General features: G+C 73.9%; 25 protein-coding genes. 16 read left to right on the top strand and 9 right to left on the bottom strand.

What is annotated here, in order from left to right; genetic code table 11:
* The first annotated feature begins 230 nt into the window (after window positions 1-230).
* From ACGF4C_RS28410 to ACGF4C_RS28430, 5 genes are all read left to right on the top strand, one after another.
* Window positions 231-545 (top strand): DUF6479 family protein, encoded by a 315-nt coding sequence (locus tag ACGF4C_RS28410; protein ID WP_393569732.1) that lies wholly within the window; start codon window positions 231-233, stop codon window positions 543-545.
* 57 nt (window positions 546-602) lie between these two features.
* Entirely contained in the window at window positions 603-1,268 is a 666-nt protein-coding gene (locus ACGF4C_RS28415) for an HAD family hydrolase (RefSeq protein WP_393569734.1), read from the top strand.
* 108 nt (window positions 1,269-1,376) lie between these two features.
* Window positions 1,377-1,745 carry a low affinity iron permease family protein gene (locus tag ACGF4C_RS28420; RefSeq protein ID WP_362140778.1) on the top strand — a complete coding sequence of 123 codons (369 nt, stop codon included), beginning with the start codon at window positions 1,377-1,379 and terminating at the stop codon, window positions 1,743-1,745.
* A gap of 2 nt (window positions 1,746-1,747) precedes the next feature.
* Window positions 1,748-2,392 carry a diguanylate cyclase gene (locus ACGF4C_RS28425; RefSeq protein ID WP_393569736.1) on the top strand — a complete coding sequence of 215 codons (645 nt, stop codon included), beginning with the start codon at window positions 1,748-1,750 and terminating at the stop codon, window positions 2,390-2,392.
* On the top strand, window positions 2,389-3,414 hold the full coding sequence (locus ACGF4C_RS28430; RefSeq protein WP_393569738.1) for an SMP-30/gluconolactonase/LRE family protein: 1,026 nt from the start codon (window positions 2,389-2,391) through the stop codon (window positions 3,412-3,414). The genes ACGF4C_RS28425 and ACGF4C_RS28430 overlap by 4 nt, the downstream gene beginning before the upstream one ends.
* Before the next feature lie 73 nt (window positions 3,415-3,487).
* Here ACGF4C_RS28430 and ACGF4C_RS28435 read toward each other — a convergent pair whose 3' ends face one another.
* The 5 genes from ACGF4C_RS28435 to ACGF4C_RS28455 form a co-directional block, all read right to left on the bottom strand.
* The gene (locus ACGF4C_RS28435; protein WP_393569740.1) at window positions 3,488-3,904 is read right to left on the bottom strand and encodes an Asp23/Gls24 family envelope stress response protein; all 417 of its coding nucleotides are present in this window, start codon (window positions 3,902-3,904) and stop codon (window positions 3,488-3,490) included.
* 270 nt (window positions 3,905-4,174) lie between these two features.
* Window positions 4,175-6,013 carry a phospholipase C gene (locus ACGF4C_RS28440; protein ID WP_393569742.1) on the bottom strand — a complete coding sequence of 613 codons (1,839 nt, stop codon included), beginning with the start codon at window positions 6,011-6,013 and terminating at the stop codon, window positions 4,175-4,177.
* Between the two features lie 160 nt (window positions 6,014-6,173).
* Window positions 6,174-7,433 carry an iron uptake transporter deferrochelatase/peroxidase subunit gene (gene efeB, locus ACGF4C_RS28445; protein WP_393569744.1) on the bottom strand — a complete coding sequence of 420 codons (1,260 nt, stop codon included), beginning with the start codon at window positions 7,431-7,433 and terminating at the stop codon, window positions 6,174-6,176.
* A gap of 5 nt (window positions 7,434-7,438) precedes the next feature.
* Complete coding sequence (locus ACGF4C_RS28450) at window positions 7,439-8,629, bottom strand: EfeM/EfeO family lipoprotein (RefSeq protein ID WP_393569746.1); 1,191 nt, start codon at window positions 8,627-8,629, stop codon at window positions 7,439-7,441.
* A 197-nt stretch (window positions 8,630-8,826) separates the two neighbouring features.
* Window positions 8,827-9,678: a helix-turn-helix transcriptional regulator gene (locus ACGF4C_RS28455; protein WP_393569748.1), complete on the bottom strand. Its 852-nt coding sequence runs from the start codon at window positions 9,676-9,678 to the stop codon at window positions 8,827-8,829.
* 87 nt (window positions 9,679-9,765) lie between these two features.
* Here ACGF4C_RS28455 and ACGF4C_RS28460 point away from each other — a divergent pair, with 87 nt between their 5' ends.
* Together ACGF4C_RS28460 and ACGF4C_RS28465 are read left to right on the top strand one after the other, a co-directional pair.
* Complete coding sequence (locus ACGF4C_RS28460) at window positions 9,766-10,608, top strand: SDR family NAD(P)-dependent oxidoreductase (protein ID WP_393569750.1); 843 nt, start codon at window positions 9,766-9,768, stop codon at window positions 10,606-10,608.
* Between the two features lie 411 nt (window positions 10,609-11,019).
* Window positions 11,020-11,679, top strand: coding sequence for a TetR/AcrR family transcriptional regulator (locus tag ACGF4C_RS28465; protein WP_393569752.1), 660 nt, complete (start codon window positions 11,020-11,022; stop codon window positions 11,677-11,679).
* A 72-nt stretch (window positions 11,680-11,751) separates the two neighbouring features.
* Here ACGF4C_RS28465 and ACGF4C_RS28470 read toward each other — a convergent pair whose 3' ends face one another.
* Window positions 11,752-12,879 (bottom strand): DUF6214 family protein, encoded by a 1,128-nt coding sequence (locus ACGF4C_RS28470; RefSeq protein WP_393569754.1) that lies wholly within the window; start codon window positions 12,877-12,879, stop codon window positions 11,752-11,754.
* A gap of 136 nt (window positions 12,880-13,015) precedes the next feature.
* Here ACGF4C_RS28470 and ACGF4C_RS28475 point away from each other — a divergent pair, with 136 nt between their 5' ends.
* Window positions 13,016-14,377, top strand: coding sequence for an FAD-dependent oxidoreductase (locus tag ACGF4C_RS28475; RefSeq protein ID WP_393569756.1), 1,362 nt, complete (start codon window positions 13,016-13,018; stop codon window positions 14,375-14,377).
* Between the two features lie 64 nt (window positions 14,378-14,441).
* Here ACGF4C_RS28475 and ACGF4C_RS28480 read toward each other — a convergent pair whose 3' ends face one another.
* Window positions 14,442-14,813, bottom strand: coding sequence for an ArsR/SmtB family transcription factor (locus ACGF4C_RS28480; RefSeq protein ID WP_393569758.1), 372 nt, complete (start codon window positions 14,811-14,813; stop codon window positions 14,442-14,444).
* Between the two features lie 184 nt (window positions 14,814-14,997).
* Here ACGF4C_RS28480 and ACGF4C_RS28485 point away from each other — a divergent pair, with 184 nt between their 5' ends.
* From ACGF4C_RS28485 to ACGF4C_RS28515, 7 genes are all read left to right on the top strand, one after another.
* Window positions 14,998-16,101 carry an NADH:flavin oxidoreductase/NADH oxidase gene (locus ACGF4C_RS28485; protein WP_393569760.1) on the top strand — a complete coding sequence of 368 codons (1,104 nt, stop codon included), beginning with the start codon at window positions 14,998-15,000 and terminating at the stop codon, window positions 16,099-16,101.
* A 179-nt stretch (window positions 16,102-16,280) separates the two neighbouring features.
* Complete coding sequence (locus ACGF4C_RS28490) at window positions 16,281-17,366, top strand: WD40/YVTN/BNR-like repeat-containing protein (RefSeq protein ID WP_393569762.1); 1,086 nt, start codon at window positions 16,281-16,283, stop codon at window positions 17,364-17,366.
* A gap of 167 nt (window positions 17,367-17,533) precedes the next feature.
* Window positions 17,534-18,211, top strand: coding sequence for a uracil-DNA glycosylase (locus ACGF4C_RS28495; RefSeq protein ID WP_362140801.1), 678 nt, complete (start codon window positions 17,534-17,536; stop codon window positions 18,209-18,211).
* Window positions 18,212-18,234: 23 nt separating this feature from the next.
* The gene (locus tag ACGF4C_RS28500; protein WP_393569765.1) at window positions 18,235-19,326 is read left to right on the top strand and encodes a phospholipid scramblase-related protein; all 1,092 of its coding nucleotides are present in this window, start codon (window positions 18,235-18,237) and stop codon (window positions 19,324-19,326) included.
* A complete protein-coding gene (locus ACGF4C_RS28505; protein WP_393569767.1) occupies window positions 19,319-20,323 on the top strand; it encodes an N-acetylglucosamine kinase in 1,005 nt (334 codons plus the stop codon). The genes ACGF4C_RS28500 and ACGF4C_RS28505 overlap by 8 nt, the downstream gene beginning before the upstream one ends.
* 95 nt (window positions 20,324-20,418) lie before the next feature.
* Window positions 20,419-21,375, top strand: a complete 957-nt coding sequence (locus tag ACGF4C_RS28510; protein ID WP_393569769.1) for a sirohydrochlorin chelatase — start codon at window positions 20,419-20,421, stop codon at window positions 21,373-21,375.
* Window positions 21,376-21,671: 296 nt separating this feature from the next.
* A complete protein-coding gene (locus tag ACGF4C_RS28515; RefSeq protein ID WP_030416421.1) occupies window positions 21,672-22,013 on the top strand; it encodes a nuclear transport factor 2 family protein in 342 nt (113 codons plus the stop codon).
* 16 nt (window positions 22,014-22,029) lie between these two features.
* Here ACGF4C_RS28515 and ACGF4C_RS28520 read toward each other — a convergent pair whose 3' ends face one another.
* Together ACGF4C_RS28520 and ACGF4C_RS28525 are read right to left on the bottom strand one after the other, a co-directional pair.
* The gene (locus tag ACGF4C_RS28520) at window positions 22,030-23,115 is read right to left on the bottom strand and encodes a lactonase family protein (RefSeq protein ID WP_393569798.1); all 1,086 of its coding nucleotides are present in this window, start codon (window positions 23,113-23,115) and stop codon (window positions 22,030-22,032) included.
* 194 nt (window positions 23,116-23,309) lie between these two features.
* Window positions 23,310-24,815, bottom strand: a complete 1,506-nt coding sequence (locus ACGF4C_RS28525; protein ID WP_393569772.1) for an FUSC family protein — start codon at window positions 24,813-24,815, stop codon at window positions 23,310-23,312.
* Window positions 24,816-25,142: 327 nt separating this feature from the next.
* On the opposite strand from ACGF4C_RS28525, the gene ACGF4C_RS28530 reads away from it, so the two are divergent.
* The gene (locus ACGF4C_RS28530; protein WP_393569774.1) at window positions 25,143-25,622 is read left to right on the top strand and encodes an Lrp/AsnC family transcriptional regulator; all 480 of its coding nucleotides are present in this window, start codon (window positions 25,143-25,145) and stop codon (window positions 25,620-25,622) included.
* Window positions 25,623-25,685: the final 63 nt, after the last annotated feature.

Raw genomic sequence — 25,685 nt, forward strand, 5'->3', positions numbered from 1 at the left:
GACCGGCCCGGGATCCGGCGGCCGGCCCGCGCTGGGATGCGATCACCGCCGATCGGTCGTGCCATGGAGAGGACCAGGGCCCTGGCACGTCCGTGCGGATCGGAGCTCTATGAACTCGCCGTCGAGGCCGGTATTCCCGGCCGTTCGTCGAGGAACCGGGGTGACCTCATCAAGGCCCTGACCGCGTAATAACGGCGCTTGTTCGGGCAGGTGCCGGGTATCCGCCCGGAATGGAGACGCTGACCGTGGAAACGACGCATCTGTCCGCGCACCTCGCCGCCGGTCACGGGACGAGCGGCGCCCTGCTCACGATCGTCGGGGTCCTCGTCGTCGCCCTGCTGCTCGCGGCGTTCGTCTGGGGCCGGCGCATCAGGAAGCGCGAGCCGGGCCCGCCGCACCCCGAGTCGCATCCGCGGCTGCCGCACGGCGAGCCCGTGGGGGACGTCGTGGAGCGCCGCGAGCCCGATGAACTCCCCCGGACCGACCACCGGCGCACACCGCACGAGCTGAAGGGCAACGGCATCGAGTCCCGGCGCCGCGAGTAGGGCGGCCCGGCGATCGGCACCTGTGACCAGCCCCGCCGCTCAGAAGGAGGCGCACCCATGACCGCGGACCGCAGAGCCGCCCTGTTCGACATGGACGGCACCCTCGTCGACAGCACCTATCTGCACGCCGTCACCTGGTGGGAGGCGTTCCGCCAGGCCGGCCACCGGGTGCCGACGGCCGCCATCCACCGCACCGTCGGCATGGGCGCCGACCACCTCATCGGTCATCTGCTGGGCCCGGACCGGGACCGCGAGGGCGATGCCGCGATCAGCGCGGCGCACAAGACGCTCTTCGCCGAGTACTGGTCCCGTCTGGCGCCGCTGGAGGGCGCCGCCGAGCTGCTGCGGGCCTGCGCCGGACGCGGCTGGACGGTGGTGCTCGCGAGTTCGGCGGGCGGCGGCGAACTGAGCGCCATGCGCGCCGCGCTGGACGCCGAGGACGCGCTCACCGCGGTCACCGGCGCGGACGACGTGGAGTCCAGCAAACCCTCCCCCGACCTCGTCGAACAGGCGCTGGCGCAGGCCCGCACCGAGCCCGACCGGGCGGTTTTCGTCGGGGACACGGTCTGGGACATGAAGGCCGGTGCCCGGGCCGGGGTGCCCTGCGTGGGCGTGCTCACCGGCGGCTACGGCCGCGACGAGCTGCTGGACGCCGGTGCGCAGGAGGTCTACGAAGGACCGGCCGCGCTGCTGGCCCGGCTGGAGTCGTCCCTGCTCAAGTGACCGGACCCGGCGCTTGAACGACGGAAAGGGCCGGGCGGGTGAAATTGCCGGGCCGGCCGGCGGCATGGCGGTCTCCGCCCGTGGCGGCCCATCGAGTATCCAGGAGCCATGTCCCTTCGTCATCCCGTGAACCGCGGCGGCAAGGAACGGGGGCGGTTCGCCGAACTGGCCGAAAAGGCCTCGCATTTCACCAGTTCCCCGCTCTTCTTCGTGCTCTGCCTCATCCTGATCGCCCTGTTCCTCGCCGTTCACCTCGCCCATCTGTCACTGGCGTGGCAGCTGCTGGCGGGGGATTTCATGACCGCGGTGACGCTGCTTCTCCTCGCCCTGCTCAAGAACTCCGAGCTGCGGGCGGAACACGCGATCCAGCGGAAACTCGACGCTCTGGCGGCCGCGCTGCTGGAATCCCGCGAGGGCGAGGGCGGAAAGGCCGCGGAGGACCTGAGGAAGGCGATCCGATTGGAGGAGGAAACCTAAGCATGGACCTCAAGAAGAGCCCGGTCGCCCGGGCCTGGCGCGGCCTGCGCCGGTCCGCCGCGCCCGCCGTGTCGCGCCGGCCGATGGACGTCGACGACGCCAACCGCCGGTTCCTGCTGTACGGCGTGATGCCGCTGTGGCTGGTCCCGGCGGTGGCGGACTGGGCCATGCACCGGCGCACCCGCATCGAGGACACCACCGGGGTGCGGGAATCGGCGGTGCACGCGCTGATGATGACCGAGGCCGGGGTGCCGGTCGCGATGGGCCTGCTGGCCAAGATCAATCCGCTGGTCCTGACGGTGATGGGCGGTGCCGCGCTGGCGCACGCCGCCACCGCCCTGTGGGACGTCGGCCTGGCGGACGGCGAGCGCGAGCTGCACCCGGTCGAGCAGCACATCCACAGCTTCCTGGAGGTCCTGCCGCTGACCGCGCTGGCGTTCCTGTGCACGCTCCACTCCGACCAGGCCCGGGCCACGCTGCGCGGCGGCCGCAGGCCCGGCGACTGGAAGCTGCTGCCCAAGGAGAACCCGCTGTCCGCCCGCTATCTGGCCGGCATCGGCCTCGGCATCGGCGCCTGCATCGTGCTGCCGTACGCGGAGGAGATGACCCGGTGCGTCAAGGCGGCCCGGCTCCGGCGCGGCCGGTGAGCGCGGTCCAGGGGCGGCGGGCCGCCAGTGGGGGGCCGCTGCCGCTCCCGCCGGCGCGGATCGTCGCTCCCGAGATCGACGGGCCCGAGGACGTGGTGGCCGACGCCGACGGCAACGTCCTGGCGGGAGCCGCGGACGGCACGATCTGGCGGGTGCGGCTGCCGGAGGCGGGTGCGGCCGACCGGGCGGCGCGGTCGGCCCGGGCGGAGGTCGTGGGCCACACCGGCGGCCGGCCGCTCGGTCTGCATCCGCTCCCCGGTGGCGAGCTGCTCGTCTGCGACGCCTACCGCGGTCTGCTGCAGCTCACGACCGGGGACGGGACGGTCCGGGTGCTGGCCGACGAGGTGGCAGGTGAGCCGCTGCGGTTCTGCAGCAACGTCACCGCGGCACCGGACGGCACGGTCTACTTCACCGTCTCCAGCCGCCGCTACGGCCTGGACGAGTGGCCCGGCGACATCGTGGAGCACCTCGGGACGGGCCGGCTGCTGCGGCTGCGCCCCGGCGGCAGGCCCGAAGTCCTGCTGTCAGGGCTGCAGTTCGCCAACGGTGTGGCGCTGGCGCCGGACGGGTCGTTCCTCCTCGTGGCCGAGACCGGAGCCCGCCGGCTGCGCCGTTACCGGCTCACCGGGCCGCGGGCCGGCCACTGCGAGCTCCTGGCCGCGGACCTGCCCGGTCACCCCGACAACATCTCCCTCGCCGACGACGGCGTCTTCTGGGTGGCCCTCGCCGGGCCGCGCCAACCGGCCCTGGAGCTGGTGCACGCCCTCCCCCACCCGGTGCGGCGGGCGGCCTGGCGGACGATGCGGCGGGTACGTCCCGTCCCGCCGCCGCATCCGACCGTACGGGTGCTGGGCATCCGCCCGGACGGGCACCGGGTGTGGGACCTGCGGGCCGCCAGGTCGCCGTACCGGATGGTCACCGCGGTCTGCCGTACGGGCAGCCGGCTGGTCCTGGCCAGCGTCGCCCAACGCGGTATGGCGGTGTGCGCGCTGCCCGGCGCGGAGTCGCTGACCGGGCACTGAGGCGGCCGCGCCGGCCGTCGCCGGGTGGCGTCATGGCATGGCGTCCACCCGGCATGACTGCCGCGGACCGGGCCTACCGGACCCGCTCGGCCGTTTCTTCCTCCTCGTCGGGGAGTTTCACATCGCTCACCGCGATGTTGACCTCCACGACTTCGAGACCGGTCATCCGCTCGACCGTGGCGATGACCTGCTCGCGGACCGCTTGGGCGACGTCCGGGATCACTTCGCCGTACTCGGCGATGATGTCGAGGTCGATGGCGGTCTGCTTCTCGCCGACCTCGACCTTGACCCCGTGCGTGCCGCCCGACCCTCCGCCGGGCACCCGCCTGCGCAGCTCGCCGACGGACCGCGCGAGCCCGCTGCCCAGGGCGTGCACACCGACCACATCACCGGCCGTCAGGTAGGCGATCTTCGTCACCACCCCGTCGGCGATGGTCGTGCGTCCGAGGGTCCCGGCGTTCCGCGACCCGTGCTCGGTGACCTCGGTCATCCCGTTCACCCCTCGCTCCGTGGCCTGTGCTTCGTGCCGTGTGCTCCGAACGGAGCACAGCGTCGGCCCTCTCTTCACGCTAGAGCCCGGCAGATGAGGCCGCCTCTCCTCCTTTGCCGACCCGGCAACCGGAATTGTCGGCCAGGTGCCCCGCTCCACCGGTCCACGGCAACCGGCCCCCCGGCCACCCCGGCGGCGACCTCCCGTTCGGCAGCGAACGCGCCGGCGGCCGCGTCCCGTGGGACGCGGCCGCCGGGTTCGCTTACAGGGTCAGGCGGCTCCGCCGGCCCGGCGGCGGCGCAGCACCAGGGCGGTGGCAGTCACCCCGCCCGCCACCACCGCGGCGCCGATCGCGGCCGGCAGCAGGGGGAAGGCGGAGTCGGTGGTCGCGGCCGTGTCCTGCACGGCCGGGCCCGGGTCGATGGTGGCCGCCATCGGGGCGATGTGCCGGATCGGGCCGACGGACCTGACCGAGCCGTCCTTGTCGAGCAGCACCTGCTTGTTGTTGGGGTGCCGGAAGTCGAACATGTTCCTCAGGGAGCCGGCCCGGCTGTCGAAGGCGGCGTCGCCGATCCGGCCGGTGCGCCAGTTGTCCTCGATGAACTTGATGATCGAGGTCTGCTCGGTGCGGGTGTGGTCGATCGTGTTGACCTTGCTGTACGGCGAGACCACCAGCAGCGGCTGCCGGGTGCCGGGGCCGCAGCGGTCCGCATAGCCGCCGGCGGCCGCGGGACCCGCCTGGCAGGCCGGGCTGTCGAGGGCCTTGCCGTTGGAGTCGGTCGAGGTGTCCTTCGAGCCGTTGCGCGGCTTGACGTAGGCGTGGTCGTACCAGCCGTCGGAGTCGTCGTAGGCGATGACGACGGCGGTGTCCTTCCACTGCGGCGACTGCTGGATGCGGTTGATCCGGTCGACGAGGAAGTGCTGTTCGTCGATCGGGTCGGAGTAACCGGCGTGGCCGTCCTGGTACTCGGGGGCCTTGACGAAGCTGACCGCCGGCAGCTTGCCCGCCTTCAGCACGGCGTCGAAGTCGGTCAGGTCGTAGTTGTGGTTGGCCGGTCCGGCGTGGCCGATCTCGTCGACGCTCTTGGGCGGCAGGTGGTGCGGGTTCGCCGTGGACCGGTAGTACTGGAACGGCGCGTGGTGCGGGCTGTAGTCGACGACCGCCGCGCCCCCGACGTTGGAGTGCGTGGTGCCGCCGCACTTCGCGTAGTGGCCGTCCTGGCCGTCCCATGCGGTGCTGGGCCGGAAACCGCCCTGGAACCAGCCCCAGCTGACGTGCCGCGCGGTGAGCAGGTCGCCGATGTTGCGGCCCTGCATCGCGGCGAGCGCGTTCTTGCCGGTGTGGTCCTTGTTGGAGCAGTCGTCGTAGGCCGGGTCGGGGTCGCTGATGATCGTGCCGACGCCGTGCGCGTCGGGCGAGTGCACGGCGTGCGGGTCGGGCTTGTCGGTCTGCCGCGGGTTTTCCGTGCTGGAGGCCGGGTCCATGGAGACGACGCCGTGCGTCTGCCCGGAGACCAGGTTGAGGGCGCCGGGGGTGGAGGGGCCGTAAGTGGTGCTGAAGGAGCGGTCGTTGAGGGCGTAGTGCTGGGCGTAGTTCCACAGCCCGGTGACGGTGTTGCCGTCGTAGTAGTCCATCACCAGTCCGGGCTCGCCGAAGAGGCCGCCGGAGCATTTGCCCGAGTCGGTGTTCTGGACGAACCGGTCGGCCTTGCCGCCGTTGTAGGCGTACTGCTCGGGCCCGTAGTCGTGGTTCTGGTCGCAGGTCATGGCCTGCTGCGGGGTCAGCCGCTTGGGGGCGTACTGGTTGGGGTTGTGCTTGAGCAGACCTGCGGTGCGCAGGTTGTCGATGTCCCGGGGTGTGCGCGGGGACGGCGTGAAGCGGGTGCCGTCGGTGTTCGCGGCCTTGGGGTACGTCGCGAAGTAGTGGTCGAACGAGATGTTCTCGTCGAAGAGCACGACCACATGCTTGATGGGGGTGGCCGTTCGGGAGGGGGTGGGCTGGTGCCCAGCGGCCCAGGACGGCGCCGTGGTGCCCAGGACGGTGAGGGCCGCGGCCCCCGCGAGGGCCCCCAGGGTCCTTATCGCCGGTCGTCTTCCCCTGCTTGCCATGCTCGTTCACCCTCCGGACGGGGACGTGGTCGTGCTGTACGCCCGGATGCTCGGCCGGGCGGGCAGCGGCTCGGCAGAGCCATGATGACGGGCGGGTGAACACTCAGTCAGGTAAGCCGGGCCAAAGCTTGACCGGGTGTTGACCCTTTGCGGCCGCCGGTCAGGTGAGCAGGGCCCGGCCGTACCAGTCCGAGGTGTCGCGGACACCGGGCAGGGCGTAGAAGTAGCCGCCCCCGAACGGGGTGAGGTAGTCCGTCAGCGGTTCGCCGGCGAGCCGGTGCTGCACGGCCTCGAACTGGGCGGCCAGGTCGCGCTGGTAGCAGCAGAACAGCAGGCCCATGTCCAGGTTGCCGTTGCGGTCCACGCCCTGGTCGTAGTTGTACGAGCGGCGCAGGATCCGCTGGCCGTCGGTGGCCGCGGTGCGCGGGTTGGCCAGCCGGATGTGGCTGTCCAGCGGGATGACGTCGCCCTTGGGGTCGCCGGGGTAGTGCGGGGTGTCGTGTTCGTGGTCGCCGTCCAGGGGCGCTCCGGTCTCGCGGTTGCGGCCGAACATCCGCTCCTGTTCGGTCAGCGACACCCGGTCCCAGAACTCCACCAGCATGCGGATCAGCCGCACCACCTGGTAGCTGCCGCCGACCGCCCAGGCCGGTTCGCCGGAGTCCCGGCCGGCCCAGACCAGCCGGTCCATCTCCCGGCCGGACCCGGCGTCCGGATTGGCCGTGCCGTCTTTGAAGCCCATGAGGTTACGGGGCGTGCCGGAGGGGCGGGGCGGGCTGCTGAAGCCGTCCATCCGCCAGCGCACCTGCATGCCGCCCCGGGTGTGCCGGGCGATGTCCCGCAGGGCGTGCAGCACGGTGTCGGTGTCGTCTGCGCACAGTTGGAGGCTCAGATCGCCGTGGCACCACTCGGGGCGGAGGTCGTCGTCGGGGAAGGTCGGCATGACTTTGAGGCGGCGCGGCGCCCGGCCGTGCAGTCCGAACCGGTCGTCGAAGAGGGCCGCGCCCACGCCGACCGTCACCGTCAGCGCGCCGGCGGGGAGCCGCGGTCCGAGGAGGCCCGAGTCGGCGGGCGGGCCGGTGATGCCCGGGTCCGCGGGTGTGCCGCCGTCGCTCAGGGCACGGGCCCGGGCGGTGAGGGTGCGCAACAACTCGGCCAGCTCCCGGCGGTCGACGGCCGTGACGTCGAACGCGGTGAAGGCCGTGACCCGGCGGGGCGGGGCGAGCACGGAGGCCTGGTGCGGCCCGTGGAACGGCACCGGGGGTGCGGCCGCGGTCCCGAGCGCGGGGCCGGGCACCGGTACCGTGACGCCGGTCCCCGGCGAACCCTGCGCGGGCGCCGCACCGCCGGCCGCCAGCCCGGCCCCGGCGAGGGCCGCGCCCCGCAGGAATCCCCGTCTGCCGACTCCGTTCACGCCACTCATTCCGCTCACACCGTTCTGCGCGCGTCGCACAGCGTCGCCACCGACGCCAGCCGTTCCACCAGGTCTCCCAGCACCGCGTCGGTACGCTCCCGCTGCCGGCGGTCGAGTCGCTCCAGCGGCGTCCAGCGCCCGTCCCGCCGGAAGCCGTCGAGCAGTTCCTCCGCCCGGTCCAACTGCCGCTCCAGCGCGGGCAGTTCGGGGTACCGGGGGACGAGCAGGGGGCGCAGCCGGGCGAGCACGGCGCGGGTGCCGTCGAGGTTGGCGCGGGCGGTGGCGAGGTTGCTTCTGCTGCCGTAGTCGGTCCGCCCGGTCAGCTCGAACTGGAGGGTGTTCTCCAGGATCTCGTGGGCCCGCAGGCCGAGGTCCGCCGGTTCCATCCGGGCCTCGGCCCAGTCGTCCCGCAGCGCCTTGACGGCGTCGGCGAGTGCGGTGGCCGGTCCGCGCAGGGATACCGTGGACCGGCCGTGCCACAGTCCGTACTCGATCCGGTGGAAGCCGGTGAAGGCCGGGTCCCGGACGCCGTCCGGCAGGCCGGCGGTGGTGCCGTTGATCTTCCCGTCCGCGTCGCCGAACGCCCCGTAGGCGGCGCCCAGCCGCTCGTAGGCGAGGTGCGCGGACAGCCAGGCGTCCTCGGCCGCCGCGCGGTCGCCGTCCGCCAGCGCGTCCCGCAGCCGCCCGGTCCGGCCGACGAGGCCGTCCAGGCCCTTGGCGACCCACTTCTGGTAGGCCAGCGCCGGGGGGATCAGATCGTGCTCGGTGACCGGGGCCGCGGCCGGGCCGGGCGGGCCGCCGCCCGCGATCCGCACCGTCGGTCCGGTGACCGCGTGCGCGTCGTCCGGCAGGCACATGAAGGCGTACGCGCCCCGGCCCAGCCGGACCCGCAACTGGCGGGTGGTGCCGGGCCCGATGCCCTCCACCTCGCCGTGGACGGAGCCGTCGGCGGGGTCCTTGAGGTAGACCTCGGCGGCGGTGTCGGAGGTGTTGTGCAGGTCGAAGACCTGGAGCCCGGGGCGCGGGTGCTGCCATCCGCGGCCGCAGCCGCCGGGCGACACCTCGATGCCGGTGTGCGGCAACCCGTCCGGCGCGGTCCGCCCCGCCTCCGCGCCGTCCGCCCCACCGGTCAGCAACAGCCCGGCCAGCAGCCCACCGACCACGAGCACACCACCGACGGCCCTGGTCCGAGCGGTGGCACCCATGCTGCTCCTGGCCTTCGTGCTGGTCCCGGTCCCTGCCCCGGCGAGCTCGGCGTCACCCGGCCGGGTCTCCTCCCCACCGGACGGCGCCGGCCTCCATGCTAGGCAGCGTCCCGCCTCCGAACACCCCTTCCCCCGGACAGAGTCCGAGAGTTTCCCGGCAGTTCACCGGGCGGACGCCCGCGCCCGTCGCCGGCCGGTCAGCCGGAGACCTCCATCCGCTGTGTCCCGACGACCGACAGCAGCCGCATCGCCTCTTCCGACGGTGAGCCGGGGGCGGCGGTGTAGATGACGACGCGCTGGTCCCGGTCGGCGATGTCCAGGACGTCGCAGCGCACGGTCACCGGGCCGACGAGGGGATGCGCGAAGGTCTTGCAGAAGGTGGGACGGTCGGTGACGTCGTGCGCGGCCCAGAGCCGGGCGAACTCCTCGCTGCCGGCGAGGAGTTCCTCGACCAGGCCGGTCACCTCCGGGTCGTGGGGGTAGCGGGCCGCGGCGGCGCGCAGGTGCTGGGCCGAGGTCCGGGCGAACTCGTCCGCGTCCGAGACGCCGTACAGCCGCCGGTCGTCCCGGTGGGGGCCGAGGAAGGCGCGCCGGATCAGATTGCGGTCCCGGCGCGAGAGGGCGGAGAAGTCCTCCATCAGGGCCGCGGCCAGCTCGTTCCAGGCGATGACCTCGTACGTCGCCGACAGCACCAGCGCCGCGGCCTCCGGCAGCCGCTGCAGCAGGTCGACGATGCTCTGCCGCACCTCCCGCGAGGGCCCCGGCGGGGGCCCGGGCGGGGCACCGGCGAGGTGGTGCAGGTGGTCGCGCTCGGCGTCCGACAGGCGCAGTGCGCGGGCGAGCTGGGCCAGCACCTCGCGGGACGGGTGCGGGGCCCGCGCCTGCTCCAGGCGCGTGTAGTACTCGGTCGAGATGAACGCCAGCTGCGCCACCTCCTCGCGGCGCAGCCCCGGGGTACGGCGGCGCGGCCCGGCGGGCAGCCCCACGTCGGCGGGGGTGATGCGTTCACGTCTGCTGCGCAGGAAACCGGCCAGGTCTCGTCGATCCATCCCCCCAGTGTGCGGGGGCGCCGCGCCGCCCAGCCAGGTACTGCCGGTGCCTGGATCCGCGGGGCGGCCGGACCCAGGCTCGTCGGCATGAACAACACACCGATCACCACCACGACCTCACAGACCTCCGGCCCCTCTGCGTCCTCGGGGACTTCCGGGACATCGGGGGCATGTGGCCTGCTCGCCGGCAAGGTCGCCTTCCTCACCGGTGCCGGTCGCGGCATCGGCGCGGCGGCGGCCCGGCTGTTCGCCCGGGAGGGGGCCCGGGTGCTCCTCGCGGCCCGTACGGAGAGCCAGCTCAAGGCGGTCACCGAGGAGATCCGGGCGGCCGGCGGCACCGCGGACCACGTGGTGTGCGACCTCGCCGACCCGGCGAGCATCCGGGCCGCCGTCGACCGGGCGGTGGAGCTGTACGGCCGGCTCGACGTGGCCTTCAACAACGGCGCGACGGACCAGCCGCCCGGCCCGATGGACCAGCTGTCGGAGGCCGATTTCGACCGCGTCTGCGCGGTCAATCTCAAGGGCCCGTGGCTGGCCATGAACGCCGAGATCGCCGCGATCCGCGCCACCGCGCGGCACGGAGCCATCGTCAACACCTCCAGCGTCGGCGCCCTGATGGCCAACCCCTGGCTGCCCGCCTACGGTGCGGCGAAGCGGGCACTCAACAGCCTCACCGCCTCGGCAGCCGCCACCTACGGCCCGGAAGGCATCCGCGTCAACGCCATAGCGCCCGGCACCACGCTCACCGAGATGCTGCACGAATGGGACGAGAAGGCCCCCGGCATCATCGATCAGCTCAACGCCCAGACCCCGCTGGGCCGCGCCGCCGACCCGGAAGAGGTCGCCCAGGCCGCCGCCTGGCTCCTCAGCGACCGCTCCTCCTACGTCACGGGCACGGTCCTCCGGGTCGACGGCGGCATGCGGGCCTGAACAGACACGGCGTCCTCGGGGCCGGCGCACGAAGTGCCCGCCTGTCAGGCCACTCTCTGACGGGTTCCGGTCTCCGCGGAGAGCCTGATCGCGTCGAGAGACCACGACAAGGTCCCCCCTCCGTACCGGAGATTTCCGGTCCCTCGTGGAACGGCGCCCAGGCAACCGGCGCCGTACGAACGGACCTCGCCCGGCAAGATACGCCCCGTATATCCGGCCTGAGCCGGGGTCAGCCCGTGTGACCTGCCAATACGCAGGTCCTGACGGCAACCCCGGCCAGACCCCACCCGATTCGGGCGATCCCCCGCGTCGCCCGAATCAGGCCGCTCTCCGGATTCCGCCCGAGCCGACGGACTTCCGGTGGCTGTCTGAGTATATTGGCTCTCAGCCAGTCAACGCAGGAGTTACAGGATGTCTCCCCGCAGCGCATCGGTCAATGAAGAATTGCGGCGGCGCTCCCGCGAGCGGCTGTTGCAAGCGACGGTTGATCTGGTAGGGGAGCGCGGGTACGAGGCGACGACGCTCGGGGACATCGCCCAGCGGGCCGGCGCGGCGCGTGGGCTGATCTCGTATTACTTCCCCAGTAAGCGACAGCTGCTGCAGTCCGCGGTGCACCGGCTGATGCACCTGACCCTGCAGGCGGCGCTGGAGCGCGAACCACGGCCCAACGGGCCGGGCGCGGGACGGGAACTGCTGGCCCGGGCCATCGACGCGATCCTCGGACTGGCGCACGACCGGGCACTGCTGATGCGTACGCACATGGCGAACATCCTGACGGCCGAGGGGTTCATCCAGTGTCCCGAGCAGCAGCGGCTGGCGCAGTTGCTGCGGGAGACGGTCGTGGCGTACGGCTCCACGGACCCGGACACCGACTATCCACTGCTGCGGGCCCTGCTGATGGGCTCGGTGGTGCCGATGCTGCTGCCGGGGGCCCCGATGCCGCGGGCCCGGCTGCGGGCCGAGCTGTTCCAGCGGTACGGACTGGACTGGGAGCTGGGGGTACCGCCGGGCGAGCAGCCCGCCGCGGTGACCCGGCCGCGCGACAACTCCCCGCAGTTGGCGGGTAGTTGAGGCGGGGAGTGGCGGCGGAAGTTCGGTGGGTGTGGTGTGGCGGTCGTAGGTCGTGGGGGCGCGGGGGGCGTGTCAGCGCTTGTTGTGACGTGGCGTCAAGAGGCCCTCGTCGCGGGCGCCGGCGATCAGCCGCAGTGAGCGCCGGCGGTTGCGTCCGGTGGCGAGCATGACGGCCAGCACCGGGTCGCGCCCCTCGCGCTGGGCCTGCCGGTAGGCGTCCGCGGCGAGCTTGCGGCGCTCGGCGACCCGCTTCCGGGCGAGCGGCGCCGGGCGGGTGCGCGCCTCCGACGCGTCCCCCTCCTTCGCGTCCCCCTTCGTCGTCACCTCGCCGGCTTCTTTTGCGGCCCGCTCCGTTGTCTCGGCACGGTCCGCTGCCTCGGCCTCGACCTCGGCCCCGTCCCCTGCCTCCACCTCCGCCTCCGCCTCCGCCTGGGCCCGCTCGCCGCCGTGCGCGTCCGCTGCCGGGTCGGCCGGCTGCCCGTCGAGCGGCGCCGGCGGTTCGGTGACGCCGGTCGTCGCTCCGATGGCGCGGGCCGGGCCCGTCGTCGACCCCGTGGGCGCCGTCGGTCCCTCGGCCGGCCGTTCCGCCGGCGGATCGGTCAGCGGGGCGTCCGGCGCACCGGCGGTCCGGCCGGCCGGCGAGGGGGCTGCCGCGCCGGCCGTGCCGGCCGTCGGGCCGGTCGCCGAGGTGTCCCCCACGGCAGCCGTCGGCGCGGGTGCCGGGCCGGCCGGTGGGCTCTGTGCCGGGCCGGTGGTGGCTGCGCCGGCCGGGCGCACCATCCGCTCCGGTGATCCGGCGGCCGGGCCGGGCTGGCGGGGTGTCGGGCGGTGCTTCCGCGGGCGTCCGGTGGCCGCCCGGAAGGCGTCGTCCAGGGGGCCCTCGATCCAGCGGGCCAGGTCGGCGAGACCGTCCAGGGTGAGCGGTGGATCGGCCCGTACGTCCTCGACGGTGATGTGGTCGTCGGAGACCGTCACGAGGACGTCGATGCGGGCGCCGTCGGCGAAGGTCAGCCGGGCGCTGCACCAGGGGCCCAGCGGGTCGGGCCGGGGTGCGGTCGGGCCGGCCGGCTCGTCCGGTGCGGCGGGCGTGCGGGCGGGCGCGGCCGAGCCGTGCGCCTGCAGCTCCCACGTGGGCCACTCCCGTGGCGCGCCCTGGGCTTCATATCGGTGATTAACGGTATAAAAGTCACTTTCCGACACATTGAAAACCTAGCCTCCAGCCCACCCGGCCCAGTAGCGCGGCACGCTCATCCCACCGGGAGCAACCCCGATAGCGCATCTCCCGTCGCGCGCCCGCCGGTGCGATCCTGGGGTTATCCCGCGGAAGGGGCCACTCGTGCTTCGTGTCGCAGTGATCGGTTCGGGACCCAGCGGCGCCTACACCGCCCAGTCCCTCATCGAGCAGGAGGCCGTGCCGGACATCGAGGTCTACGTCCTGGACCGGCTGCCGTGCCCGTACGGCCTGGTGCGCTACGGGGTCGCGCCCGACCACGAGAAGATCAAATCGCTGCAGAACACCCTGCGTACGGTGCTGGAGCACCCGCGGGTGCACTTCGTGGGGAACGTGGAGGCAGGGGCTCCGGGGCTGGGGGTCGAGGAGCTGCGGGAGATCTTCGACGCGGTGGTGTTCTGCGTGGGCGCGGCCACCGACCGGCATCTGGGCATCCCCGGTGAGGACCTGCCCGGCAGCCATCCGGCCACCGATTTCGTCGCCTGGTACAGCGCGCACCCGGACGCTGCCGCGACCCGCTTCGCCCTCACGGCGCGGTCGGCCGTCGTGATCGGGGTGGGGAACGTGGCGGTGGACGTGGCACGGATGCTCTCGCGGGCGGCCGCCGAGCTGGCCGCCACCGACATGCCGCAGGGTCCGCTGGGCGCGCTCGCGGACAGCCGGGTCGAGGACGTGTGGATGGTGGGCCGACGCGGGCCCTCCCAGGCCAAGTTCACGACCAAGGAGCTGCGCGAGCTGGGGTCGCTGCCGGGCACCGAGGTGCTGGTGCGGCCGGAGGAGCTGGCGCTGGATCCGGCGTACCGCGACCCGGCCGGGCTGCCGGCGGTGGCCCGGCGCAACGTCGAGGTGCTGCGCGGCTGGGCGGAGCAGCCGGCCGGCGGCGGCGCTCCGGTGGGCCGGCGGCGCCGGATCCATCTGCGGTTCTTCCTGCGGCCGGTGGAGATCCTCGGGGACGCCGGCGGGGTGCGGGCAGTCCGGTTCGAACGGACCGCGCCCGACGGGTCGGGCGGGGTCACCGGGGCCGGCCGATTCGAGGAGATCGAGGGGCAGTTGGTGCTGCGCTCGGTCGGCTACCGGGGGACGCCGCAGCCGGGGCTGCCGTTCGACGAGGCGACCGGGACGGTGCCGCACAGCGCGGGGCGGGTGCTACGGGACGGGGCGCCGCTGCCCGGCGTCTATGTGGCGGGCTGGATCAAGCGGGGTCCTACGGGAGTGATCGGCACGAACCGGCCGTGCGCCAAGGAGACCGCGCGGTCGCTGCTGGCGGACGCGGCCGCATCGGCGGGGCGGGCGACGGCCGGGGACCCGGTGGCCGCGCTGATCCGGGCGGGGCAGCGGCCGGTCCTGTGGCCGGGCTGGCTCGCCATCGAGGCCGCCGAGGCGGCATGGGGCCAGGGGATGGGGCGCGGCACGGTCAAACTGCCGGACTGGGCGGGCTTGTTGGAGGCGGCCCGGGCGGCAACATGACCTGCCGGAACGGGGCGGGGCGGCGCAGAACGGTGCGGCGGGGGCGCGCCGGCGCGGGGTGGGTCTACCGTCCCCCGAGCCGGCGCTCCTGGCGGTCTGCGGCCCGCAGGACGCCGTCGATCAGGCCGGGGAAGAGCGCTTCCAGGTCGGCCGAGCGCAGCCCGTTCATCTTGGCCGTACCCCGGTACAACTGCTGGATCACGCCGCTCTCCCGCAGCACCCGGTAGTGGTGCGTACAGGTCGACTTGCTGACCGGGAGCTCGATGTCCGCGCAACTCAGCTCGCCGTCGGCGGCGGCGAGCCGGCACACGATCCGCAGCCGCATCGGGTCGGCGAGGGCGTGCAGGACGTCGGCGAGCCGGATCTCCTCGCGGTCCGGGTGCGCGAGCGCGCGCGATCCCGGCACGGCGCCCGGGGAAGTCGTATCGGTCGGCATGACGGCTCCTGTGGGGTCTGCGGGCCCGCTCTGACGGGTTCCGGGGACCTGGCGCCCGGTCCGCAGGCTCATTGTACGAGAAGCATCGTAGTTTGACACCTGCCGTAGTACGGCGGTTATCGTACGAGCTCGGGGCCGGTCCGGCTCCCGTCCTTCCCGGCACACCCAGGTACAGGAGTCCGCCGTGAGCGCACTGTTCGAGCCCCTCACCCTCCGCTCGCTGACCATCCCGAACCGCCTCTGGATGGCGCCCATGTGCCAGTACTCCGCGGCCCCCGAGGGCCCCGAGGAAGGCGCGCCCAACGACTGGCACTTCCAGCACCTGGCCGCGCGGGCGGCCGGCGGCACCGGGCTGATCCTCACGGAGGCGACCGCGGTGCATCCGGACGGCCGGATCAGCCCGTACGACCTCGGGCTGTGGAACGACACCCAGACCGAGGCCTTCCGGCGCATCACCGCCTTCCTCAAGGCCCAGGGCACCACCCCCGGCGTCCAGATCGCCCATGCCGGGCGGAAGGCGTCCACCGAGCGCACCTGGGTCAACCGCGGCGGCCCGATCCTGCCCGGCCAGCGGCACGGCTGGGAGCCGGTGGGGCCGAGCCCGCTGCCGTTCGACGAGGGGTTCGCCACGCCGGCGGAACTGTCCGTGGCGCAGATCCATGAACTGGTCGGGCAGTTCGGGGCGAGCGCGCGACGGGCCCTGGCGGCCGGCTTCGAGGTGGCCGAGATCCACGGGGCGCACGGCTATCTGATCAACCAGTTCCTCTCGCCGTTCACCAACCGGCGCACCGACGCCTACGGCGGCTCGTACGAGAACCGGACGCGGTTCGCGCTGGAGGTCGTGGACGCCGTGCGGGCCGAGTGGCCGGACGAGCTGCCGGTCTTCTTCCGGATCTCGGCGACCGACTGGCTCACCGAGGACGCGAGCGACGACCGCACGGGCTGGACCGCCGACGACACCGTACGCTTCGCCCGGGACCTGCAGGAGCACGGCATCGACCTGCTGGACACCTCCACCGGCGGCAACGCCCCGGACGCCAAGATCACCGCCGGTCCGGGGTACCAGGTGCCCTTCGCCGAGCGCGTCAAGAAGGAGACCGGCCTGGCGGTGGGCGCCGTCGGGCTGATCACCGAGGCGCGGCAGGCCGAGAAGATCATCGCGGCCGGCCAGGCGGACGCCGTGCTGCTCGGCCGGGAGCTGCTGCGCTCCCCCAGCTTCGCGCAGCACGCGGCGCGGGAGCTGGGCGCCGAGGTCCGGGCGCCGCAGGCGTACCACCGCGCCCTCTGAGCCGGCCCGGCGCCTAGCGCGACAGGGTCCGGCCGGCCGCCGCACACCGTCCAGGACGGCCGTGCGGCACGCCGTCGCACGCCGTCCGACCTGCGCGGATGCGCTCCGGGACGCCGTTGTCAGTGGTCGGGTGCAGACTTGCCACCATCTGAGACAACGGCGTCCCGGAGGTTCGGGCCATGACTGACGTACTACTCGCGGTGGGCACCCGCAAAGGGCTCTTCATCGGCCGGCGACGGCGCGGCACATGGGAGTTGAGCGGTCCGCACTTTCCCTCGCAGGCGGTGTACTCCCTCGGGATCGACACCCGCCGTGCGACCCCCCGGCTGCTGGCCGGGGCCGACAGCGCCCACTGGGGCCCGTCGGTGTTCCACTCCGACGACCTGGGCGAGAGCTGGCAGGAGCCCGCCCGCCCCGCCGTCAAGTACCCGGGCGACACCGGGACTTCGCTGGAGCGGGTGTGGCAGCTGCATCCGGCGGGCCCGGCCGCCCCGGACGTGGTGTACGCGGGCACCGAGCCCGGTGGGCTGTTCCGTTCCGAGGACTGCGGCGAGACCTTCGAGCTGGTCCGGGCGCTGTGGGAGCACCCGAGCCGCGAGCAGTGGGTACCGGGCGGCGGCGGGCTGGCGGTCCACACGGTGATCACCGACCCGCGGGACCCCGGCGCGGTCACCGTCGCGGTGTCCACGGCCGGGGTGTTCCGCACCCTGGACGGCGGCGCCAGCTGGGCGCCGTCCAACAAGGGCGTCAAGGCGGTCTTCCTGCCGGACCAGCATCCGGAGTTCGGCCAGTGCGTCCACAAGATCGCCCAGGACCCGGTCGACCGCGACCGGCTCTATCTGCAGAACCACTGGGGCGTCTACCGCAGCGACGACGCGGGCGCGCAGTGGACGGACATCGGCGCCGGCCTGCCCTCCGACTTCGGCTTCGCGGTGGCCGCGCACCCGCACCGCGGCGATGTCGCCTACCTCTTCCCCATCACGGCCGACATCGACCGGGTGCCCGCGGAGCACCGCTGCCGGGTCTACCGCACGTCCGACGCCGGCCGCAGCTGGGAGGCGCTGAACCACGGCCTCCCCGAGGAGGACCACTACGGCACGGTGCTGCGCGACGCCCTCACCGTCGACGACGCCGACCCCGCCGGGGTGTATTTCGGCAATCGCAACGGCGAGATCTACGCCAGCGCGGACGACGGCGACAGCTGGCAGCAGCTCGCCTCCCACCTGCCGGACGTGCTGTGCGTCCGGGCGGCGGCGGTGGCCTGAGCAGGAGGAAAGCAGGCGACACCGTCGCCCGGACAAGAAGGAGGAACGGCACGGATCCGTACGACAGTTGGGTGCCCCAGCGGTGGACCGTGCGCGGCCGGCCGGGCCCGGTCCGTCGAGGGGCGGGGAATTGAAGGGGAAGGCGCTTCGGCCAGTAGGGTGACCCCGTGGCTGCACGACCTCTTGAAGACATCGTCGAACCAGGCTGGGCCAAAGCGCTGGAGCCCGTCGCCGACCGGATCGCCGCGATGGGCGACTTCCTGCGGGCGGAGATCGCCCAGGGGCGTACCTATCTGCCGGCCGGCAACAACGTGCTGCGCGCCTTCCAGCAGCCGTTCGACGAGGTACGGGTGCTCATCGTCGGACAGGACCCCTACCCCACCCCGGGGCATGCGGTCGGGCTCAGCTTCTCGGTGGCGCCGGACGTCCGTCCGCTGCCCGGGAGCCTGGAGAACATCTTCCGCGAACTGCACTCCGACCTCGGCCTGCCCCGGCCGTCGAACGGCGATCTGACGCCCTGGACGCGGCAGGGCGTCCTGCTGCTGAACAGAGCGCTGACGACGGCGCCGCGCAAGCCCGCCGCGCACCGCGGCAAGGGCTGGGAAGAGGTCACCGAGCAGGCCATCCGCGCGCTGGTGGCCCGCGGCCGTCCGCTGGTGTCGGTCCTGTGGGGGCGCGACGCACGGAATCTGCGGCCGCTGCTGGGCGACCTGCCGGCCGTCGAGTCCGCGCACCCGTCCCCGATGTCCGCGGACCGGGGCTTCTTCGGCTCCCGGCCGTTCAGCCGGGCGAACGACCTGTTGGTCCGGCAGGGCGCGGCGCCCGTCGACTGGAGGCTGCCCTGACGCCGGGCGATAGTGTGCCTGGCATGACGAATGCGAACATCCCTGCGGGTTGGTACGCCGACCCGCAGGGCACCCCCCACCAACTCCGCTGGTGGGACGGGTCCCAGTGGACGGCGCACACCCACCCGGGACAGCAGCCGGCCGCCCCCGACCGGACCGCGGGGCCCGGCCCCCAGCAGCCGCAGCAGCAGTACGCCCCGGCCCAGCAGTCCGCCGGACAGCAGTCCCAGCCGGCCGCCCAGCAGCCCGCGCAGCAGCAGATGGCCCCGCAGCAGTCGCCGCAGCAGTCCGTGCCGGGCCAGTCGCCGTACCCCGGCCAGCCGCAGGGCGGCGCGCCGTACGGGCAGCCCGGTCCCGGCCCGCAGGGCCAGGGCCAGCCGATGCCCGGCCAGCCGATGCAGCAGCCGTACGGCCAGCAGCCGATGCCCGGGCAGCAGCCCGGCCCGTACGCCGGGGCCGGCGTGGCGCACCAGGTGCAGCAGCAGGCGGGGGTGGCACCGGCGGGCCAGGGCGGCGGGACGCTGTTCACCGAGCCGGTGCTGGTGGTCAACCAGAAGGCCAAGCTCATCGAGGTCACCAACGAGTACGGCGTCTTCGACCAGCACGGCAACACCCTGGGCGCGGTCGTCCAGGTCGGCCAGAGCACGGCCAAGAAGGTGCTGCGGGTGGTCTCCAGCCTCGACCAGTACATGACCCACAAGCTGGAGATCCGGGACGCCTACGGCCAGCCGCAGTTGGTGCTGACCCGGCCCGCCAAGCTCATCAAGTCCCGGGTCATCGTGGAGCGTCCGGACGGCTCGCCGGTCGGCGAGATCGTCCAGCAGAACGCCATCGGGAAGATCAACTTCGGGATGATGGTGAACGGCCAGCAGATCGGCGCCATCAAGGCCGAGAACTGGCGGGCCTGGAACTTCGCCATCGTGGACCACACCGACACCGAGATCGCCCGGATCACCAAGACCTGGGAGGGCCTCGCCAAGACGATGTTCACGACCGCCGACAACTACGTCCTGCAGATCCACCAGCAGCTGCCCGATCCGCTGCTGAGCCTCGTCGTCGCCACCGCCCTCACGGTCGACACCGCCCTCAAGCAGGACGCCCGGGGCCTTGGCTGACGCCTTCGGCAACCATGTGCTCGGCGTCGATTCGGGCGGGTCGGGGCTGCGGGTCGCGGTGGCCCGCGCCGACGACGCCGCGGTGCGGCCACTGGCCGTCCGCACCTCCCGCGAGCCGGTGCGTACCGGCCCCGCCGGCATCGACGCGGACCATCTGCTGTCCCAACTCCTGCCGCTGGCCGGTGAGTTGGCGCTGGAGGTGGGGGCACGGGAATTCACGGCCGTGTGTGTCGGCGCCGCCGGTATGGCCTCCCTGGGCGACGAGCTGCGCGCCCGGCTGCCCGGCGCGCTGGCCACCGCGTACGGGGTGCGCGGGCTCGTCCTCGCGGCCGACGCCGTGACCGCGTACGCCGGGGCCCTCGGGCAGCGGCCCGGCGCGGTGGTCGCCGCGGGCACCGGCATGATCGCACTCGGCACCGACCTGACAGAGGAGGCGGGCTGGCGCCGCGCGGACGGCTGGGGCCATCTGCTGGGCGACTGCGGCGGCGGCGCCTGGATCGGCCGGGCCGGGCTGGAGGCCGCACTGCGCGCGTACGACGGCCGGCCCGGGGGTTCGGCCGCCCTCCTGGCGTGCGCGGAGGCGGTGTTCGGCCCGGTCGCCGGGCTGCCCGGGGCGCTCTACCCGCGCCCCGACCGGCCCGCCGTCCTCGCCTCGTTCGCGCCCGAGGTCGGCCGGTCGGCCGCGGCGGACGACGCGGTGGCGCGGGGCATCCTGGACGCCGCCGCCGGCCATATCGCCGATGCCGCGGCCGCCGTCTGCCCGCCGGGCGCCGGCCGCGCGGTGGCCTGCACCGGCGGACTGTTCGGCCTCGGCGAACCACTGCTGGCCCCGCTGCGCACCGCGCTCGCCGAACGGCTGCCCCACACCCCGCTGACGCCTGCCGCCGGGACCCCGCTGGACGGGGCGCTGACCCTCGCCGCGGCGCTCGCCGGCGACCGGCTGAAACTCCCCGCCGATGGGAAGTTGTTGCAGATCACACGGCCTGCGCCGGGGTAACGCGACCATGACGCGCGGGATAAATCGGGACGGATACCTCGGCACCGAACCCTCCCTCCGCGGACGGGGGGTCCGAGGCGTTAGCATGCGGCGCCATGAGTTCCCCCACTGGGCCCGCACCTGGCTCGCCCAATTTCGACGCCGCACCCCCGAGCCCGGGAGGCGCACCCGGCCTGCCCGTACGCATGCCGCGCGCGCGGCAGTCCGGCCGCCACCGCAGGCCGGAGCCGCTCGCCGCACCCGAGGGCGCACCCGCCCTGGTGCTGGCCGTACCCGGCACCCCCTCCCCCGCCGCGCGCAGCCTGGCGGAGGAGGTCTCCAGCATCGCCCGCTCCGAACTGCCCGGTCTGGACGCCCGGATCGGCTACGTCGACGGCGGCGACGACGAGTTCCCGTCGCTCGAAGCGGTGCTGGCGCAGGCCGCCGCCGAGCGCCGGGCCCGGGAGAGCGCCGACGGACCGGAAGACCCCGGTCCGGTCGCGGTGGTCGTCCCGCTGCTGGCCGGCCCGGACAGCGCGCTGCTGCGCCGGATACGCCAGGCCATGATGAACAGCGGCTCGGGCGCCGAGCTGACCGACGTCCTCGGCCCGCACCCGCTGCTCGCCGAGGCACTGCACGTCCGGCTCTCCGAGGCCGGTCTGGCGCGCGCCGACCGGGCCCGGCTGTTCACGGTCGCGACGGCCGCGGACGGCATCATCCTCGCCACCGTCGGCGGCGAGGAGGCCGTGCAGGCCGCCGGGATCACCGGCATGCTGCTGTCCGCCCGGCTCGCGGTGCCGGTACTGGCCGCCGCGCTGGACGAGGAGGGCGCCATCTCCCGTACGGCCGAGCAGCTGCGCGAGTCCGGTTCGCAGCAGCTGGCGCTGGCTCCGTACCTGATCGGCCCGGAGATCGCCGACGGCCTTGTGGGGGCGGCCGCGGCGGAGGCGGGCTGCGCGGCGGCCGAGTCCCTGGGCGCGTACGGCGCGGTGGGCCGGCTGGTGCTCTCCAACTACGCGGCCTCGGTGGGCATCACCCTCCCGACGCAGACCCCGGGGGTCCCGGTCCGCTAGGAGACCGCACGTCCGCAACGCAACCACCGGTATCCGTACCGGCGAAGGGCCGGCCCCGCACCGAGCGTGCGGGGCCGGCCCTTCGCCCTTTCCGGGTGGACGGCACGCTTCCTGGGCGGACAGCCCGCTTCCTGGGCGGAAGGCGACGGTCCGATTCCTGTGGTGAGCGGCGCAGACGGCCGTCAGGCGGCTCGGGAGCGCGGCGGGGGCGGCAGGGTGCCCCGAAGAGCCGTACGCTCGCGAGAGGACCGCACACGGCCCCTCCCCGGGCGCTCATCCGAACGCGAAGGAAGCCCATGTCGAACATCGACATCGTCCGAGCCGGTTTCGCCGCCTACCTCGCCCAGGACCGCGACGCCATCGACCGGCTGCTCGCCGACGACTTCGTCTTCACCAGCCCCCAGGACGACCACATCGACCGGGCCACCTTCCTGGAGGTGTGCTTCCCGACGGCGGACCGGCTGCGCCACCAGGAGATCCTGGACACGGTCGAGATCGACGACGAACAGGTCTACGTCCGCTACGAGTACGAGCTGACGACCGGTGAGCGCCACCGCAACGTCGAGGTGCAGACGGTGCGGAACTGCCGTATCGCGGAGGCACAGGTCTACTTCGGCGGCCGCTTCCCGCGGGAGTGAGCGCCCGGACCACCCGTCAGACGAACACGACGCAGGAGGCCGCCGGCGCCTCGATGGCGCCGCCCCGCTCCGGAATCCCGCTCTCCGGGTCGAGGGTGAACCAGGTGACGTCGCCGGAGCGCTCGTTGGCCACGTAGAGGTGCCGGCCGTCGGGGTGCAGGGCCAGGGCGCGCGGCCAGTGGCCGCCGCAGGGCACGGTGGTGACCAGGGTCGCCGCGCCGCCCGACGGGTCGAGGGCGAGCACGGAGAGGCTGTCGTGGCCCCGGTTGGCGGCCCAGGCGAACCGTCCGTCCGGAGAGACGACCAGTCCGGAGGGGTACGTTCCGGACGCCGCCACCCCGTCCGGCAGCAGCCGGCACTCCCCCAGCGGCGTCAGGGCCCCGCGCACCCCGTCCCACCGGCAGACCGTCACCGCGGGGTCGAGTTCGTGGACGACGTAGACGTGGTGGCCGTGGGGGTGGAAGGCCAGGTGGCGCGGGCCGCTGCCGGGCCGGAGCGGCACCTCGTCGTGCACGGCCGGCGCCCCGGCGGCCGGGTCGGCGAACGCGCAGATCCGCACGGAGTCGGTGCCCAGGTCGACGCTGAGCAGCCACCGCCCGTCCGGCGCGGAGGCGACGGCGTGCGCGTGCGGTCCCTCCTGGCGGTCGGCCTGCGGTCCGCTGCCCTCGTGGGCGAGCACCCCGGCGGTTGCGCCGAGCGAACCGTCCTCTCCCACCGGGAGCGTACTGACGCTGCCGGAGCTGTAGTTGGCGGTGACCAGACGGCCCTCCACCAGGGTGAGATGGGTCGGATCGGCGCCGCCGACGGGGACGGCGGGGCCGAGCAGTTCGGGCCCGCCGGGCGTGAGGAGGAAGGCGGCCGCGGCCCCGTCGGCGGTCTCGCTGACCGCGTACAGCCGCCGGCCACCGGGATCCGGCACCAGATAGGAGGGGTTGGGGACGGCGTCGGTGGAGTGCAGCACGGTGAGCGCCCCCGTCTCCGGGTCGACCGCCGCGGTGGTGATCCCACGTCCGCCGTTCGCGGTGAACGACCCGATGTACGCCCGCCGCCCCGGCACCGCCCCGTCCGCCTCGGCACCCACTTCGTTCGCCGCCCCGCCCATCACCGCTCCGCCCTTCGTCCACCGGCCCGTTCGCACCGGAACGCTTCCCGCACCCGGCATACGTATCCCTTACCGCGGGACACGGCGGACACGCCAGTACGGACGCCGCGGGTGCGGACGCCGCTGGTACGGAAGAGCGGTACGGGACGCCACCTGTACGCACAGCCGGTACGGACGCCGCCGGTACGGGACGGTCAGGCGCCGGCGAGCGGGGAGGGCCGGGTGCTGCGCAACGGAGCGGCCAGGTCGGACAGGGCGCGTTCCAGGCCGTGGAGGTGGGCGAGTGCGGGCTCGGGTGCCACGAACTCGTGGGCCGTCCCGGTCTCGGTGGCGGCGCGGGCCCGGCCCGGTGTGGTGAGGGCCTCCACGGCGGCCTCCACCCGCCAGCACGCGGCGGCCAGCCGGTCGTCGTGCGAGGCCTCCGGGTCCGCGGCGATCGAGGCGAGCCCGCGGACCTCCCGGGCGCAGTCGTCGAGCAGCGCCAGCACCCGGCGCGCCTTCTCCTTGCGGTCGCGCAGCGGGCTGAGCGGGTGCACGAGCGGGGCGAGGGAGAGCCGGACCCGGCCGAGCAGCAGTTCCAGTTCGGCGATCCGCGGGGTCGGGTCGGCGGTCTCCGAACCGGCGAGCCGGGCGGCGGCCTCGGTGGCGCAGGCGTGCACACAGCGCAGGGCGCGCTCGATCCAGGCGTCCGTGGTGGCGTGCGTGGTCACCGGCAGGACGAGCAGGACGGCCAGTGCCGCGCCGAGCGCGCCGACGCCGGTCTCGGTGAGGCGGAGGGCCAGCAGGTCCGGGTTCAGGACCCCGAGGAGCCCGTAGAGCAGGCCGGCCATCACCGTCACCGCGAACATCATCCAGGTGTACGAGACCGGGGCGGTGTAGAAGATCCCGAAGACGCAGAGGGCGATCAGGGCCACGGAGGGGACAGCGGCGCCGTGCAGCGGGATGGCCACGACCGTCCCGGCGGCGATGCCGAGGACGGTGCCGAGGACCCGGCGGAAGCCGCGGACCAGGGTCTCGCCCCGGGAGGCGGTGTTCACGAAGATCCACCACGTGGCGCCGACGGCCCAGTACCAGCGCTGGTCGGAGAGCAGCTGGCCCGCCAGGAGGGCGAAGCCGCCGCCGAGCGTCGCCTGGATCGCCTGGCGGGTGGTCGTACGGGCCAGGCCCCTCCCGGACGGCGGTGCGGGCGCGGCGGCCGGCGGCTGCTTCCGCTCGTAGCACCAGAGCCCGAACCGGACGGCCGAGGAGGCCGCGATCGACAGGGCGACGGCGCCGTAGAGCTCGACGAGCTGGCCGGGCACGGTGTGCAGGAACTGCGTCGCGAAGAACATCATGAACGCGAACACCCCGAGGGCGTGGCCGCGCGGGCCCCAGCGGCGGGCGTAGACGCCCAGGCCCATGATCGCGAGGAAGGCCGCGTCCCGGGCCGGCGGGAGGTCGTGCAGCGCCGCGGCGACCGCGAGCACGGGGAAGCCGACGGCGGGCAGCAGGAGGGTGGTGACGGCCTGGCCGCGGACCGTGGCGTCGGTGACGGTGAAGAGGGCCAGCAGGGCGGCGAGCCCGCCGGTGACGGCGGCGACCAGGGAATGCCCGGCCAGGCCGCAGACGGCGACCGCCAGGCCGATGCCGAGGACGGCCCGGACGGCGCTGCGCAACCGCAGCCGCCCCGGGTCCGGAGCCACGAACACCCTCTTCAGCACTGCTTCCCCACCCTTCGACGGTCCGGCATGACAAAGGCGCCGCGGGATCCGCAGCGCCATCGACCGCACCATCAGAGCATCTCCCCGGCGAATGGCTCAACAGACGCCGAAATCGCTGTGCCATTGGCCCAGGCGGTGGCAGTCATTCCGGTTCGGCGGAGGTCCAATGGCCGGGTCGCGCGGGGCAGCGCACGGGGTGTCCGCGCTGGCCGGTGCCCTTCCGGGGCGGGGCGGCGGCCCGGCTGCCGGTTCGCCCCGGCGGCCCGGATGCTGGGCCATTGGTACATTCACCGGCAGAGTCCGCCGACCGTGAGGAGGCCGTGCACCGTGCCCGTGGACGCCCTGGACGCCAAGATCCTCCGGTTGCTGCTGGAGCAGCCGCGCACCAGCGTGCGGGAGTACGCCCGGCTGCTCGGCGTGGCCCGCGGCACCGTGCAGGCGCGGCTCGACAGGCTGGAGCGGGACGGGGTGATCACGGCGTACGGGCCGCGGCTGTCGCCCGCCGCGCTCGGCCATCCGCTGCTCGCCTTCGTGCACATCGAGGTCACCCAGGGCCATCTGGAGGAGGTGGCCGACGCCCTCGCGGAGGTGCCGCAGATCATCGAGGCGTTCTCGACGACCGGCGGCGGCGATCTGCTGACCCGGGTGGTGGCGCGGGACGCGGCGCACCTGGAGGACGTGATCCAGCGGCTGATCAGCCTGCCGGGGGTGGTCCGTACGCGGACCGAGATGGCGCTGCGCGAGCGGGTGCCGCACCGGATGCTGCCGTTGGTCGAGGACGTGGGCGGGGCCGCACGGCGGTGGTGAACCGGGACGGCGGTGAGCCCGGTCGGCGGCCCGGCGGTCCGGCGGTCGGCGCTCCGGGCGGGG

This window comes from Streptomyces sp. NPDC048197 (assembly GCF_043202395.1).
GTDB classification, from domain to species: Bacteria; Actinomycetota; Actinomycetes; order Streptomycetales; family Streptomycetaceae; genus Streptomyces; species Streptomyces siderophoricus.

Bases quoted from the DNA above. Each gene is read 5' to 3' on its own strand.
- ACGF4C_RS28410 (WP_393569732.1), top strand. From the start codon at position 231: ATGGAGACGCTGACCGTGGAAACGACGCATCTGTCCGCGCACCTCGCC.
- ACGF4C_RS28415 (WP_393569734.1), top strand. From the start codon at position 603: ATGACCGCGGACCGCAGAGCCGCCCTGTTCGACATGGACGGCACCCTC.
- ACGF4C_RS28420 (WP_362140778.1), top strand. From the start codon at position 1,377: ATGTCCCTTCGTCATCCCGTGAACCGCGGCGGCAAGGAACGGGGGCGG.
- ACGF4C_RS28425 (WP_393569736.1), top strand. From the start codon at position 1,748: ATGGACCTCAAGAAGAGCCCGGTCGCCCGGGCCTGGCGCGGCCTGCGC.
- ACGF4C_RS28435 (WP_393569740.1), bottom strand. From the start codon at position 3,904: ATGACCGAGGTCACCGAGCACGGGTCGCGGAACGCCGGGACCCTCGGA.
- ACGF4C_RS28440 (WP_393569742.1), bottom strand. From the start codon at position 6,013: ATGGCAAGCAGGGGAAGACGACCGGCGATAAGGACCCTGGGGGCCCTC.
- efeB (WP_393569744.1), bottom strand. From the start codon at position 7,433: ATGAGTGGCGTGAACGGAGTCGGCAGACGGGGATTCCTGCGGGGCGCG.
- ACGF4C_RS28450 (WP_393569746.1), bottom strand. From the start codon at position 8,629: ATGGGTGCCACCGCTCGGACCAGGGCCGTCGGTGGTGTGCTCGTGGTC.
- ACGF4C_RS28455 (WP_393569748.1), bottom strand. From the start codon at position 9,678: ATGGATCGACGAGACCTGGCCGGTTTCCTGCGCAGCAGACGTGAACGC.
- ACGF4C_RS28460 (WP_393569750.1), top strand. From the start codon at position 9,766: ATGAACAACACACCGATCACCACCACGACCTCACAGACCTCCGGCCCC.
- ACGF4C_RS28465 (WP_393569752.1), top strand. From the start codon at position 11,020: ATGTCTCCCCGCAGCGCATCGGTCAATGAAGAATTGCGGCGGCGCTCC.
- ACGF4C_RS28480 (WP_393569758.1), bottom strand. From the start codon at position 14,813: ATGCCGACCGATACGACTTCCCCGGGCGCCGTGCCGGGATCGCGCGCG.
- ACGF4C_RS28490 (WP_393569762.1), top strand. From the start codon at position 16,281: ATGACTGACGTACTACTCGCGGTGGGCACCCGCAAAGGGCTCTTCATC.
- ACGF4C_RS28500 (WP_393569765.1), top strand. From the start codon at position 18,235: ATGACGAATGCGAACATCCCTGCGGGTTGGTACGCCGACCCGCAGGGC.
- ACGF4C_RS28510 (WP_393569769.1), top strand. From the start codon at position 20,419: ATGAGTTCCCCCACTGGGCCCGCACCTGGCTCGCCCAATTTCGACGCC.
- ACGF4C_RS28515 (WP_030416421.1), top strand. From the start codon at position 21,672: ATGTCGAACATCGACATCGTCCGAGCCGGTTTCGCCGCCTACCTCGCC.
- ACGF4C_RS28520 (WP_393569798.1), bottom strand. From the start codon at position 23,115: ATGGGCGGGGCGGCGAACGAAGTGGGTGCCGAGGCGGACGGGGCGGTG.